Consider the following 13,899-nt stretch of genomic DNA (forward strand, 5'->3'; position numbering starts at 1 on the left):
TGCTACTTTAGATCGATGCTGTTTAATCGCCCCATAAAGATAAGCAGATCAATCACATCTTTGTGGGCATCAAGTAGGGCGCGTTTGGTTTGGCTATAAGCGGCAAGTCGGCCGTGCTTTCTGATGGAGCACACCTTGGTTTTGTATTTGTAGTCGCCGTTTTCTGAGAATACACGCCACTTAGCGATGTAGCACTCATCGCGGTGTTCAGGATCACTCTGTGTCGGATTTGGCTTGAATACGATTTTAGGTTCTAGACTATGAGGCAGACGCGTCATGAGGTAGGGCTCTTTGAGGACTTTGGGCCAAAACTTACCCCAAAGCTGTCTGCCCAGCTCGTCTCTTAATTTAATGGTTTTCTTCAGTGCTTTGTCTTCACCCATACGAACAAAACCAACGGAACGATGCAGCACCGTATCTTCGGGAGTATGGATGTGGATCTTAAAAGCGGTTTTACCTTTCGAGATAAAGCGGTAACCGGTAGCACCAATTAGATTATTTTGACTCATAGTTTGCTAAGTGATGATTATGTTATTAATAAGATTACGCCAAATACTGCAAAACCGAAACTAATACCCATGAAAAAAATAAAGCCTTAACATTTTTGCTAAGGCTTTATTAGATACTGTGTGTGGTGAGTGTCGTTAACTACATGATTTTCTGCATCACATCACCGATTTGAATGCTTCCCGCCAGGCTTGGTTGATCAATCGTTAGCTCTGCTTCGTTTTCGTAGACGCGAGAAACGGTCAGTGTGATATCGCTTTGCGACACTTTATTGCGTGGCAAACCTCGCTGGTCGATAAACGAACCTGTGTGCCATAGTTGCAGCTTGTCACCCTGCTGTACGCCATGCATTCGACCTAAATCAATGGTCACTGTGTTACCAAATACCGCTGCTACCTCTGGAAGCGTGATCTTACATGAGACTTCAGACTCTAAGTCCAACATAATATTACGGCTAACACGCAGCATCATACTTCCGTAGGTAGATGCCCAGAAACGCGCACTGCGAGTATCAACTTCACTGGTCTTAGCAAATGGCCATTTTGCCACTTCACGATAGCTGCGGTTGTAAACCTGATGTCCTGTTTTGCCATCAAACACTTGCATCTCTAACGCAAACTGGCGATTGATGATGTCATCTTTCAAAAGTTTGGACTCGATAGTTGCGGTTAGATCGGTAATGTCGCCACCAATGATGTACTGCGCACCAGTGTCTTGGGCGATCATCTTGATGACTTCAGGTCGACGTTTGTCGATGTCGTAATTGGTCGTACCGACGGAAACAAAACTGCGAGACTCTTGCGCCAACTGTCGATCCACGACGTGGCTGAAATCATCCCCAATATTATAGATTCTGCCCATCACAGCTTGTTGTGGCGAAGTCACGTCGATATTGCCGACCAAAAATGTCTTCTTGTATTGGCTCTCATGGCAAGCATTTGCCGAAGGATAGATATCGATCCTTGCGGTGACCATTATATTGCCACTGCGCTTTTTCTCTTTTTCTACCAAGATGTAGCGCACTTCATGATTGGTAAATTGAAACTCTTTCTTGTTTGCGTCGAGGTAGGGCGTGAGGTTGGAGATACTACCAATATCAGCACCTGAGAACTGGATCGCTTTGTATACCGCGTCTTCCAGTGCGTGGACCCTTGCCGTTTCCTCTGACGATACGATGGCTGCGGTACCGGTAACTTCATACCAAGAGGCATGAGCACTGAAGCTTATGGTTATCAGTGAACTTATTGAAAATAAGTAAGAAATTATTTTTTTCATCTATCCGTTACCAGTTGGGTATAAATATTGCTTAACAAATAACTATAAGCTTGAAGCTGACTTAAGTGCGTTTTTCTTAATCTGAACAATTAATGAAAAGCAAAGACTGTTCCAACATTGTAATCCATTGAAAAGAATAATGGTGAGAACATATTGGAACAGGTAGCACTAAAACTATCTGGAGATAAGAGAATGAAAAAATGGCTCGTAGTAATGAGTGTCATGCTATTGACCTCATGTGCTTATTCGCCAATCTATAACGGCAAGTCTGAGTATTCAGGCAGTCAGTTTATGTTGATGGATAGCCCTCGTCATACCATGGATTTCTTTGTGGAAAGTATGACCGAAGATCTGATCATTTCGAATACGAGTATCTCAGCAAGAACTCCAATTGCGATTACTTCGTTCGTTGACCTACAACACATGGATACAACGAACTGGCTAGGAAACTCGGTATCAGAAGGTTTTATTCATCAGTTTCAGCGCCGTGGCTTCAAGGTGGTTGATTTCAAAACAACAGGTTCTATTCAAGTGACACACCAAGGTGACTTTGCGTTAAGCCGCGATTGGAAAGACTTAGCTCAAGAGCAAGACGTTCAATACGTACTGACAGGCACTATGCTTCGCCAAGAAGGCGGTGTGTTAGTCAATGCTCGTGTTGTTGGCATGCAAACTCGCATTGTTGTCGCGTCTGCACAGGGGTTCTTGCCTGCAGATCGTATTGGGCGTGACCTAGATACTCTGAACAGTATTCGAACTCAAGATGGCGTTATCATTCGTTCTGACCCAACGATGACTCAGCCTTATACTGTTATTCTTCGCCCTTAGGAGTTCTAGATGAAGAAGTTAATATTTGTTGTTGCCGCTTTATTGCTTGTTGGCTGTCAGCCTCTGCAAAACATGAGGGCAGACGACTTCTTGGTCGCCGTTGGTTACGCGAGTATCAGTGAGCAGAAGGGACGTAACGATGAAGAAAGACGTATACGTGCCATGAGAGCCTCTAAGATCGATGCTTATCGTGAACTTGCCGAGCAAGTCTATGGTATGCGAGTGAGTGGTCGAGCAGAGCTTGAAGATCAACGCCTTGGTACTGAACGTACTTCTGGTGCGGTTGATGGTGTAATCCGCGGCGCAGAAGTGGTGCGCAGTTACCCTGTGGGTGATAGCTATGTCACTGAGCTTCAGCTCGATATCCGTAAGATGGAAAAGCTACGCGATTACGGTGAAGTACAACCCGTGCCTGAGAAGAGACAGCAAACACTGTTCTAGTACCAATGAATAAATGATATTGGTTGTCAGTCGCTTTCCAGATGGCGTATCGGCAATTAATAACTCATATCAATGAGAAAGCGGCAAGTATGAAAATACTTGCCGCTTTTTTATTTATTGTGGTCATGGGGGTACTTTCAGGAGTGTAGCTTTTGGTTGGAGTCGGAGTATAGATAGGCTGAGATACAGATACAGATACAGATACAGATACAGGCAGGTACTAAGGGTGTTATTGAAGAGGGGGGACTTAATTAGGCTTTTACGTTGGTTCCCAGCGTAGAGATAGTATGCGTTTGACCACCGGCATTGTAGGTCATGCCAATTTTACCATGGCTTTGCTGCATCATATTGCTGAGTTTTTTGAAGCTAAGGTGTGCTCTATTCAAGGCTTCGCCATTAACAAGGTTCGCTTGATGGCAATCGTGCACTATGGACTGAATTTTTGTGACTAATTGAGCAAGTTCAGGATTCTCGGTCAATTCTGAGATATTGGTATGGGCTGCGATTCGCTGATCGGTCGATCTTAGTTGTTCAACAAGGACCACTTTTTCTTTGGCGATTCGCTCAATATCGTTTGATTGTCGGCTCGTAATAGCGGTTTTCTCTGAACTTAATAATTCAGATAAGGCTTTGGCATTTTGAAGTTGAAAATTAACTAAATCTGCTAGTGCCGCCATAACATAAACCTATTCATAACCTCGTGTACTTTAAATACAATCACTTCAATCAAAAGTGACTGTTGGCTTAAAGACCTTTTAATTCATCTTCGAACTTGATCATGTTGTCTGCCAGTTTTTCTGGATCGACAGTGTATGAACCGTTCGCAATCGCTTCTTTGATCGCGGCTACTTTCACAGAATCAAAGCTTGGTTGTGCTGCCATATCTTGGTGTAGCTGACCAATCGCTTTGCCTTGCTGGCTAAGTGATACCGCATCTTTGCTTGCTGGTGATTTAGTTGATACATCAGAGCGTGATGCCTCAGAACTAGAATCAGAGCGTACTGCTGATCGGTTAGTGGTCGTTAGAGTTTGCCCTGAACGAATATTATCAATGCCTGCCATAGTTAAGCCTTTTCTTCAAAAATGGGAACCTGTACAGTCAATATCGACCAAGGGTTCGAATACTTTAGCAATTTTTAGCTCAATAGTCGAAAAGGAACAAAACATCGCAGCCGTTATATTTGGCGTCAGAGTTGAGAGTGAAATCGCTAATGATACCGTCAATTTAGAAGTAAAGAGTTAAAAGTAAACCGTGACTTCAGACATGCTGGTAACAATCCCTTCAATTATACGCTGTGATTTATCATTTTTCACTCTTACTTGATCACCCATAGAGCCATCGGTAAGCGCAGTCCCTTTGGTCGTAATGGTCATGCCACCTTTCACTGCCTGTATGATAACCTTCTCGTTTCGGCATACGACACAGATATCACCTCTTTCGACAACATCACCCGGTCTTAGGTTCTTTTTTACCTTAGCGCCGATAACTTGTTGTGGAGTTGTGAAACCTTGGCGACGAAACTTGTTAAGAGAAATCATAGCGGTAGTGACATCGTATTGACCGACGATTTCGCCTCTCGCGAGTGAGCGAGTTGTTGTGACCAGGGGCACTGACATCGAAAGGCGTACGGGGACATAAACGCGCCACTCATCAGGAACACATTGCACTAAAACCGTAATACTGCTGCGGGTATTGGTGGTGGTTGAGGCGCTGGTCTCTAAAGGTACTGGGCAATCTGTCGCTTTGATCCTTGAGTCAACATTTGCTGAATTTACAAAGAGTTCACCGCCTTGTGGCTGCTCAACCGTATCAAGGATGTGTTGCTCAGCTGCAGACTGAATCATCTCAATTTGTTCTGGGGTCGCAGCTTGTACAAAAAAACTAAACAATATTGATAAAATGCCGATAAACTTAGCGACAGTTTTAAAAGTAGCTCTACACATTGCTATGGAAAGAGGTGGCAAATTTGTTTTATAATACGTCATTCCGTTTCTCTGGTGGTTCGTAGCCTGCAGTAGACTAACACTTTTTATACAAAAAAGTTTGATATGGAGATGAGCTCATGACGGGTATTCTTGATTCGGTGAATCAGCGTACGCAACTCGTCGGTCAAAACCGATTAGAATTACTAACCTTTCGCCTAATGGGGCGTCAGCGTTACGGCATTAATGTCTTTAAAGTAAAAGAAGTGCTTCAATGCCCTAAGCTGACAAAGATGCCAAACTTGAACCCACTGGTTAAAGGTGTAGCACATATTCGTGGCCAAACGATCTCTGTGATCGACTTGAGCTTAGCGATTGGTGGCCGTCCTACAACGGATGTTGAAAAGTGTTTTGTGGTTATCTCTGAATTTAACCGAACCATTCAAGGTTTCTTGGTAAGTTCAGTAGAGCGCATTATTAACATGCACTGGGAATCGATTCTTCCGCCTCCCGATGGCGCAGGTAGAGCGAACTACCTGACAGCGGTAACCAACATTGATAATGAATTGGTAGAAATTCTAGATGTTGAGAAGATTCTTGCAGAAATTTCTCCTGTTGATGAAACAATGGACAGCAAGATTGCTGAAGATATTGCGAAAGTAGAACAAGAGAAAGAATTGGTTCGCCGCATCTTGATTGCTGATGACTCGACTGTTGCTCGTAAGCAGGTTCAACGTGCTATTGAGTCGATTGGTTTTGAAGTTATCTCAGTGAAAGATGGTAAAGAGGCTTATGAGAAGCTGATGCAGATGTCAGCGGAGGGCAGTATTTACGACCAGATTTCGTTGGTGATTTCAGATATCGAAATGCCAGAAATGGATGGATACACGCTGACTGCTGAGATTCGTCGTCACGCCGAACTTAAAGATTTATACGTAATTTTACACTCATCATTGAGTGGTGTATTTAACCAAGCCATGGTTGAGCGCGTTGGAGCTAACTCCTTCATCGCTAAATTCAACCCTGATGAGCTTGGTGCAGCGGTAAAAGCTGCGTTAACTAACTAAAAGAGACATTAATGACTGCTATAACAATAAGTGATCAAGAGTATCGCGATTTCAGCCGTTTCTTAGAATCTCAATGTGGCATTGTATTAGGTGACAGCAAGCAGTACTTAGTACGCAGTCGTCTAAGCCCATTAGTAACGAAGTTTAAGTTAGCTTCGTTATCTGATTTGTTGAGAGATGTAGTAACAGGTCGAAACCGTGAGCTGCGTGTGGCTGCTGTCGATGCCATGACGACGAACGAGACACTTTGGTTCCGTGATACTTACCCGTTTGCTGTGCTCGCGGATAAGCTTTTACCGGAAATAGCGGCAAATAAGCGTCCTATTAAGATTTGGTCTGCGGCAAGTTCTTCAGGCCAAGAAGCATACTCAATGGCAATGACGATTCTTGAAACTCAAGCTCGTAAGCCAGGTATGCTGCCAAATGTATCGATTACCGCAACTGACATCTCAGCAAGTATGTTGGATATGTGCCGTACTGGCGCTTACGACAACCTTGCATTGGGACGTGGGCTTTCTCCAGAGCGCCGCCGTACTTTCTTTGAAGATGCGGGCGATGGCCGTATGAAAGTGAAAGATAACGTCAAGCGCATGGTGAACTTCCGCCCTCAGAACTTGATGGACAGCTATGCTCTGTTAGGCAAGTTCGACATCATTTTCTGTCGTAACGTGCTGATTTACTTCTCGCCTGATATGAAGTCAAAGGTACTTAACCAGATGGCAAATAGCCTTAACCCTGGCGGTTACCTGCTATTGGGTGCGTCTGAATCGTTAACAGGTTTAACGGATCGTTTTGAAATGGTTCGCTGTAATCCAGGCATCATCTACAAATTAAAGTAATGAGTGGCACCAATACAAGGTGTAACGTTACTGTCTAAATTCAAAACCCAGCCAAGTGCTGGGTTTTCTTTTTCCTGCTTAAGCTATATCTTTAAGTCAGAGTGACATTCCAATTTACTCTATTTTTTGGCTTGTATATTGCAAGTTTACCCACGAGTAACCTGTAAAAGCATAGATAGACCGTTTTGTTTTAAAAGTTGGTATATATATTGCTTTGGTTATTTCATAACAGTCAGTTCTTGAGTTGAGGTTTACATGGCTATTTCTTTTGACGATGCTTTGGGCATTCACCAGCACACAGTTGGTGTACGTGAGCGTAACGCTGAGGTGCTTTCCACCAATATCGCGCAAGCAAACACGCCTGGGTATAAAGCAAAGGGATTAGACTTTAAGAAATCACTGCAAGCGGCAAGTTCTGGGGCAAGCATTGGTCTTAGCCGTACAGATGGTCGGCACATTTCTGCCTCAACAACGGTGAACGGGGAAACGAAGTATCGAATTCCTACACAACCTGATACAGGAGATGGCAATACGGTTGATTTGGATTTGGAAAGAAACCTTTTCATGCAAAACCAAATTAGGCATCAAGCCTCTCTCGACTTCCTAGGAAGTAAGTTCAAGAATTTAACTAAAGCAATTAAAGGGGAATAATTAGATGAGCTTATTTAATGTATTCAATGTGACTGGTTCTGCGATGAGTGCTGAATCTGTTCGTCTAAATACGACCTCAAGCAACCTTGCGAACGCGGACAGTGTAAGTAGTTCTGCTGAAGAAACTTACAAAGCTCGCCACGCAGTGTTCGGCGCTGAGTTAAATCGAGCACGCAACAGTGATCACACTGTGCCTGTGAAAGTATTAGGTATTGTGGAAAGTGATAAGCCGCTAAGCGCGGAGTATAACCCGGATCACCCATTAGCGAATAACGAAGGCTACATCTACAAGCCGAACGTAAACGTTATGGAAGAGATGGCAAATATGATTTCGGCATCACGTGCGTACCAAACGAACGTACAGGTTGCTGACTCGAGTAAACAAATGCTGCTGCGTACGCTGCAGATGGGTCAATAAGGATAAGGAGGTAGCACATGGCTGGAATCAACAACAATGTTGGTCAAAGCGGCTTGTCCTATGTTGACCAGCTAAAGAGTCTTCAAGATGGCGCTAAGAAGCCCGATGAAACAACAGGTAAGCAGGATCTTAAACAAGAAGACTTCTTATCTTTGTTGACTAAGCAACTTGCACAACAAGACCCTTTTAAGCCGGTTAGCAATGACCAGATGATTGCGCAAATGGCTTCATTTGCGACCGTAGATGGCATTGGCAAAATGAATACACAGTTTGAGAGCTTGAATTCATCAATGACCTCTAACCAAGCACTTCAGGCATCCTCTTTGGTAGGCCGTGATGTATTGGTTCCTGGTGCGGCAGGTGTAAAACCCGGTGATGGCGGTATGGCGGCAATGGTTAAGCTTCCTCAGGCAATGGACAATGTAATGGTCCGTGTTGAGAACGAAGTAGGGCAATTGGTTCGCACATTTGATATCGGCTCTAAACCATCAGGCGATACACGTGTTGAATGGGACGGAAAAGACGAAGACGGTAACCCATTGCCGGCTGGTAAATACAACGTGAAAGCGTCGGGTTTACTGGATGGCGAGAACACAGAGTTCCAAGTTTCCAGTTATGCGAACGTGAACAGTGTGCTTCTTGGTAAGGGTGATGGCAACGTACTACTCAATCTGGCTGGTTTCACATCGCCAGTACGACTTGCTGAAGTACTAGAAGTTGGTAAAGCGTAGCTCTTTATTGAGTGACTATGCTAGCTAGATAGATTAGGAGAATATTGGAATGTCATATGTAGCTTTAAGCGGCCTATCCGCTGCACAATTAGACCTGAATACAACCAGTAACAACATTGCGAACGCAAACACATTTGGCTTTAAAGAGTCTCGTGCCGAGTTTGGTGATGTTTATTCAAGCTCGTTGTTCACTAACGCAAAAACGACGGCAGGTGGCGGTGCGCAAGCTAGCCAAGTGGCGCAACAGTTCCACGAGGGTTCAAGTATTTATACAAACAACCCAATGGACTTACGTGTAAGTGGTACAGGTTTCTTTGCAGTATCGAAAGACCGCATGGTGCCAGAGATTAACGAATTAACGCGTAATGGTGCATTTCACCTAAACAAAGATAACTACATGGTTACCGCTAACGATGAGTTTCTTTTAGGTTACGATGTTGATCCAAACTCGGGTGAAGTTCTTTCTTACGCGCCAAAGCCTCTCGACATTCCTGCTGAGTTTGGTAAACCAAAACAGACAGAAAACATTGAAGTAGGGGTTAACCTTCCTGCAAACGGTGATCTTAAAGACCCGGCTGCATTTAACTTTGAAGATGCTGATACCTATAACCGTGCAACGTCTTCGACGGTATACGATTCTATGGGGCAGTCATACAAGTTAACGACTTACTACCTCAAAGATCAGACTCAACCAAACACTTGGCAGACGTACTACACCATGTCAGATGAGAACGGTGAAAAGCCGGTTAACATTACTGGTGGTGATGCGACGAATGCACTAGGCCATGTTGGTCACACAATGAAGTTCAATAATGACGGTACGTTAGCAAGCCTGAACAATGGTCAACCGATTAACTCGGAACCACTTGGTGCTGGCGCGAACCCAATTGACTTGAACGGTGCTGATCCAACTCAAGTACTTAAGTTTGGTCTGGATTCTTCAACTCAGTTTGCGGCTCCGTTTGAATTGACTAAGTTTGATGAAGATGGTGCAACAACAGGTTTCTTAACTAAAATCGATTTCGATGAATACGGCAGTGTTCTGGGTACTTACTCTAATGGTGAAAACGTAATGCTTGGTCGTGTAGGCCTAGTACGAGTACCAAATGAGCAAGGTCTAGATAAGAAAGGCGGTACTCAGTGGGATGCAACTAACAACTCCGGTGCTAAAATCTGGGGTGAATCTAACAAAGGTTCATTTGGTAGTATCAACAACGGCTCGTTAGAGCAGTCGAATATCGATATGACTCAAGAACTGGTTGATTTGATTTCTGCTCAACGTAACTTCCAAGCGAACTCGCGTTCTCTAGAAGTACACAACCAGCTGCAACAGAATATTCTTCAGATTCGTTAATCGTTTCGAGCGTTTGAATCATCTGCGAATACCCAATTCAATGTTATTGAATTGGGTATTGTTGGTGAATTTGATATGGCTGTTTGCTTTTCTATTTGCCGCCCCTATTGCCGCCCGGTAATGCCTCTGGCAACAATTCTTCCTCAATGCTCCTTTGACGATCACCTTTCTTGTTCGTTTTTTTATTTAAGCTATTGATAAGTATCAGTTAAAAATATTGGCATAGTGTTTGCTTTGTAAGCTCTAGAGAATGATTTTTTGGAGCAAAATTATGGATCGCGCACTGTTTCTTGCCATGAGTGGCGCTAAGCAAAATATGCAAGCTTTGCAGCTACGTGCTAACAACCTTGCCAACGTAAGTACAACGGGTTTTCGTGCTGATTTAGCACAAGCACGTTCAATGCAAGCGTACGGTGAAGGCATGCCTACTCGTGTTTTCAGCATGACAGAACGTCCGGGTCATAATTTCGCACAAGGTAGTGTTGTCACCACTGGCCGCGATCTCGATGTCACGATACAAGGTGATGGCTGGATTTCGGTAATGGACAACACTGGCCGTGAAGGTTTAACACGTAACGGTAACCTAAAGGTTGACCAAAACGGTTTGCTAACTAACGCGAGCGGTCATTTGGTGTTAGGCGAGAACGACGCACCCATCACACTACCTATCCCAATCAGTAAAGTTGAAATCGGCACAGACGGTACCATCTCGGTAATTCCTCAAGGCGCTCCAGCTGAAGAATTGGCCGTGGTTGATCGTATTAAACTTGTACGTCCAGACAACCAAAGTTTGTTTAAAGATACGAATGGTCTATTCCGTTCTAAAAACCCAGATCAGGCATACGAAGCAGATGCAGCGGTAACGTTGCTAAAAGGTGCCATCGAAGGCAGTAACGTAAATGCTGTCGGTGAAATGACTAGCCTAATTGACTTACAACGTCAATTTGAAATGCAGGTCAAGATGATGAGCACAGCAGAGGAAATGGACAAGTCGTCTGATTCACTGCTTCGTATGAGCTAATAGAATTTAAAGGAATTTGCTATGCATCCAGCATTATGGGTAAGTAAAACAGGTTTAGACGCCCAACAAACCAATATCTCAACAATTTCAAATAACCTTGCCAACGCCTCAACCATTGGCTTTAAAAAGAGCCGCGCGGTATTTGAAGATCTGTTCTATCAGAACATCAACCAACCTGGCGGTCAGTCGTCTCAGAATACTGAGCTACCAAGTGGTTTAATGCTAGGTGCAGGTTCTAAAGTGGTTGCAACTCAAAAGGTTCACACACACGGTAACGCACAAACAACTTCTAACAGCCTCGACATGATGATCGAAGGGGACGGTTTCTTCCAAGTTGAAATGCCAGATGGTGAAACAGGTTACAGCCGTAATGGTCAGTTCACATTGAACGGTGACGGCGCAATCGTGACATCGGGTCAAGGTTATCCTCTTCAACCAGAAATCGTTATCCCTGAAGATGCAATCTCGGTAACGGTCGGCAACGATGGTGAAGTATCGGTTCGTCTACGTGGTGAGCAAAACAACGTCGTAGTTGGCCAAATAACGATTACAGACTTCGTAAACCCAGGCGGTTTAGAGCCAGTAGGTCAAAACCTTTACTTGCCGACAGGTGCAAGTGGTGACCCACAAGAGGGTGTTCCGGGCTTTGATGGCCTGGGTAACATCCGCCAGTCGATGCTAGAAACATCGAACGTAAATGTAACCGAAGAGTTGGTCAACATGATTGAAGCTCAACGTGTCTACGAAATGAACTCGAAAGTTATCTCGTCAGTAGACAAGATGATGAGCTTTGTTAACCAACAGCTGTAATTGGTTTGTTCGCCGTTTGCTTGTTTTACACTAATTGATCCAATTGCCATTGCCTGCTGAGAGTATATCGCCATGAAACGTATTTTTTGTTTAGCTCTGTTTATGTCTATGTCGGGGTGTTCTGTACTGGAGCCAATTGAGACTCCAGCAGAAGAGAACGCAACCACAGTGGTTGATGCAGTGGAAGGTGATAAGTCGGCCGAGGAAAGCTCAGGCATTATCGACACACTTCGTGGCAGAACTGATCCAATTGCTGGTGATCCTGCATGGGCGCCAATTAATCCAAAACAGAAGCCAGAGCATTACGCAGCGGCAACAGGTTCACTGTTCAATGTTAACCATATTGGTAGCATGTATGACGACTCAAAACCTCGTGGTATTGGTGACATCATTACTGTGGCATTAGATGAGAATACTCGAGCGACCAAAAAAGCCAATGCAGACATGTCTAAGTCGAATGATGCATCGATGGAGCCATTGGCTGTCGGTGGTCAAGAGCTGACGATAGATAAGTACAACTTCTCGTATGATTTGAGCAACACCAATACCTTTGCTGGTGACGCATCAGCTAACCAAAGTAACAGCATCAGCGGCTACATTACTGTTGAAGTTATTGAGGTTTTAGCTAACGGCAACCTCGTGGTTCGTGGTGAAAAGTGGATGACACTGAACACGGGTGATGAGTATATCCGCTTAAGCGGCACCATCCGTCCTGATGATATTGACTTCGAAAACACCATCGCTTCCAACCGTGTTTCTAATGCACGAATTCAGTACTCAGGCACTGGTGTGCAAAAAGATATGCAAGAGCCTGGATTCTTGGCACGATTCTTTAATGTATCTCTGTAGAGCTTGAGAGGGTGTCGGTTTACTGACTCCTTCATAATTATCTAATTTCAAGCTAACTCATTATAAATTAAAGCAATACAGACAGGTTACTCAATGAAAAAACTGACACTCGTACTATTCGGCATGCTATTTCTTGCCACCAGTGCTCATGCTGCGCGTATTAAAGACGTGGCAAAAGTGGCGGGTGTTCGTAGTAACCAACTTGTCGGTTATGGTTTGGTCACAGGCTTGCCGGGTACAGGTGAGACAACTCCCTTTACTGATCAAACATTTAACGCGATGCTGCAAAATTTTGGCATCCAATTGCCGCCCGGCACCAAACCAAAAACAAAAAACGTAGCGGCGGTAATTGTTACTGCTGAACTGCCAGCTTTCTCTAAGCAAGGTCAGGAAGTTGACGTAACCGTATCTTCGATCGGTTCAGCAAAAAGCTTGCGTGGTGGTACCTTGCTACAAACCTTCCTAAAAGGTTTGGATGGTCAGGTGTATGCTGTGGCGCAGGGTAACTTAGTCGTAAGTGGCTTCAGTGCCCAGGGTAACGATGGTTCTAAGATTGTCGGTAACAACCCTAACGTCGGTATCATCTCTAGCGGTGCAACGGTTGAACAAGAGATCCCAACGCCATTCGGCCGTGGTGACTACATCACTTTCAATTTAATCCAATCCGATTTCACAACGGCTCAGCGTTTGGCTGATGCGGTTAATAATTTCCTAGGCCCACAGATGGCTTCAGCGGTAGACGCGACTTCGGTAAAAGTTCGTGCACCACGTGAAATCAGCCAGCGTGTGGCGTTCTTATCGGCTATCGAAAACATCGAATTCGACCCTGCTGAAGGCTCTGCAAAAATCATCGTCAACTCTCGTACCGGTACGATTGTGGTTGGTAAGCACGTTCGCCTAAAAGCGGCTGCGGTAACGCACGGTGGTATGACGGTTGCTATCAAAGAAAACCTAAACGTAAGCCAACCGAATGCATTTTCTGGTGGTCAAACGGTAGTAGTTCCTGATTCAGATATCGAAGTAACTGAAGCGGATGGCAAGATGTTTAAGTTTGAACCGGGCTTAACGCTGGATGATTTGGTTCGAGCTGTCAACGAAGTAGGCGCAGCGCCTTCTGATTTAATGGCAATCCTTCAAGCACTGAAACAAGCGGGTGCGATTGAAGGCCAATTGATCATTATCTAA

At 44.4% G+C, this 13,899-nt stretch carries 17 protein-coding genes; 12 read left to right on the forward strand and 5 right to left on the reverse strand.

The genetic code is table 11. From position 1 onward, the window contains the following. Positions 1 to 2 precede the first annotated feature (2 nt). Together OCV56_RS03990 and OCV56_RS03995 are read right to left on the reverse strand one after the other, a co-directional pair. Positions 3 to 509 (reverse strand): hypothetical protein, encoded by a 507-nt coding sequence (locus OCV56_RS03990; protein ID WP_017062268.1) that lies wholly within the window; start codon positions 507 to 509, stop codon positions 3 to 5. A gap of 139 nt (positions 510 to 648) precedes the next feature. Next, positions 649 to 1,782 (reverse strand): flagellar assembly protein FlgT, encoded by a 1,134-nt coding sequence (locus OCV56_RS03995; protein ID WP_017095995.1) that lies wholly within the window; start codon positions 1,780 to 1,782, stop codon positions 649 to 651. A gap of 192 nt (positions 1,783 to 1,974) precedes the next feature. Between OCV56_RS03995 and OCV56_RS04000 the strand changes: the two genes are divergently transcribed. Further along, positions 1,975 to 2,610, forward strand: coding sequence for a FlgO family outer membrane protein (locus OCV56_RS04000; protein WP_004736167.1), 636 nt, complete (start codon positions 1,975 to 1,977; stop codon positions 2,608 to 2,610). A gap of 9 nt (positions 2,611 to 2,619) precedes the next feature. Next, positions 2,620 to 3,051: a flagellar assembly lipoprotein FlgP gene (flgP, locus tag OCV56_RS04005; protein WP_086713993.1), complete on the forward strand. Its 432-nt coding sequence runs from the start codon at positions 2,620 to 2,622 to the stop codon at positions 3,049 to 3,051. Between the two features lie 251 nt (positions 3,052 to 3,302). On the opposite strand, the gene OCV56_RS04010 is transcribed toward flgP, so the two are convergent. The 3 genes from OCV56_RS04010 to flgA form a co-directional block, all read right to left on the reverse strand. Continuing rightward, positions 3,303 to 3,728 (reverse strand): flagella synthesis protein FlgN, encoded by a 426-nt coding sequence (locus OCV56_RS04010; protein WP_086713992.1) that lies wholly within the window; start codon positions 3,726 to 3,728, stop codon positions 3,303 to 3,305. 67 nt (positions 3,729 to 3,795) lie between these two features. Further along, positions 3,796 to 4,113 carry a flagellar biosynthesis anti-sigma factor FlgM gene (gene flgM, locus OCV56_RS04015; RefSeq protein WP_017062263.1) on the reverse strand — a complete coding sequence of 106 codons (318 nt, stop codon included), beginning with the start codon at positions 4,111 to 4,113 and terminating at the stop codon, positions 3,796 to 3,798. 177 nt (positions 4,114 to 4,290) lie between these two features. Beyond that, entirely contained in the window at positions 4,291 to 5,037 is a 747-nt protein-coding gene (flgA, locus tag OCV56_RS04020; RefSeq protein ID WP_086713990.1) for a flagellar basal body P-ring formation chaperone FlgA, read from the reverse strand. Between the two features lie 77 nt (positions 5,038 to 5,114). On the opposite strand from flgA, the gene OCV56_RS04025 reads away from it, so the two are divergent. From OCV56_RS04025 to OCV56_RS04070, 10 genes are all read left to right on the forward strand, one after another. Further along, positions 5,115 to 6,041: a chemotaxis protein CheV gene (locus OCV56_RS04025; protein ID WP_086713989.1), complete on the forward strand. Its 927-nt coding sequence runs from the start codon at positions 5,115 to 5,117 to the stop codon at positions 6,039 to 6,041. Between the two features lie 11 nt (positions 6,042 to 6,052). Next, positions 6,053 to 6,880: a protein-glutamate O-methyltransferase gene (locus tag OCV56_RS04030; RefSeq protein WP_004736174.1), complete on the forward strand. Its 828-nt coding sequence runs from the start codon at positions 6,053 to 6,055 to the stop codon at positions 6,878 to 6,880. A gap of 255 nt (positions 6,881 to 7,135) precedes the next feature. Further along, a complete protein-coding gene (flgB, locus tag OCV56_RS04035; protein ID WP_086713988.1) occupies positions 7,136 to 7,531 on the forward strand; it encodes a flagellar basal body rod protein FlgB in 396 nt (131 codons plus the stop codon). A 4-nt stretch (positions 7,532 to 7,535) separates the two neighbouring features. Beyond that, complete coding sequence (flgC, locus tag OCV56_RS04040) at positions 7,536 to 7,949, forward strand: flagellar basal body rod protein FlgC (protein ID WP_017631739.1); 414 nt, start codon at positions 7,536 to 7,538, stop codon at positions 7,947 to 7,949. 17 nt (positions 7,950 to 7,966) lie between these two features. Further along, positions 7,967 to 8,680, forward strand: a complete 714-nt coding sequence (gene flgD / locus OCV56_RS04045) for a flagellar hook assembly protein FlgD (RefSeq protein ID WP_010439286.1) — start codon at positions 7,967 to 7,969, stop codon at positions 8,678 to 8,680. Positions 8,681 to 8,729: 49 nt separating this feature from the next. Next, positions 8,730 to 10,034: a flagellar hook protein FlgE gene (gene flgE / locus OCV56_RS04050; protein ID WP_086713987.1), complete on the forward strand. Its 1,305-nt coding sequence runs from the start codon at positions 8,730 to 8,732 to the stop codon at positions 10,032 to 10,034. A 271-nt stretch (positions 10,035 to 10,305) separates the two neighbouring features. After that, complete coding sequence (locus tag OCV56_RS04055; RefSeq protein ID WP_086713986.1) at positions 10,306 to 11,055, forward strand: flagellar basal body rod protein FlgF; 750 nt, start codon at positions 10,306 to 10,308, stop codon at positions 11,053 to 11,055. A 21-nt stretch (positions 11,056 to 11,076) separates the two neighbouring features. Continuing rightward, entirely contained in the window at positions 11,077 to 11,865 is a 789-nt protein-coding gene (gene flgG / locus OCV56_RS04060) for a flagellar basal-body rod protein FlgG (RefSeq protein WP_004739713.1), read from the forward strand. 72 nt (positions 11,866 to 11,937) lie between these two features. Further along, positions 11,938 to 12,714, forward strand: a complete 777-nt coding sequence (flgH, locus tag OCV56_RS04065; RefSeq protein WP_086713985.1) for a flagellar basal body L-ring protein FlgH — start codon at positions 11,938 to 11,940, stop codon at positions 12,712 to 12,714. 93 nt (positions 12,715 to 12,807) lie between these two features. Then, a complete protein-coding gene (locus OCV56_RS04070) occupies positions 12,808 to 13,899 on the forward strand; it encodes a flagellar basal body P-ring protein FlgI (RefSeq protein ID WP_017106350.1) in 1,092 nt (363 codons plus the stop codon).

The sequence above is a fragment of the Vibrio gigantis genome (assembly GCF_024347515.1).
Classification (GTDB): domain Bacteria; phylum Pseudomonadota; class Gammaproteobacteria; order Enterobacterales; family Vibrionaceae; genus Vibrio; species Vibrio gigantis.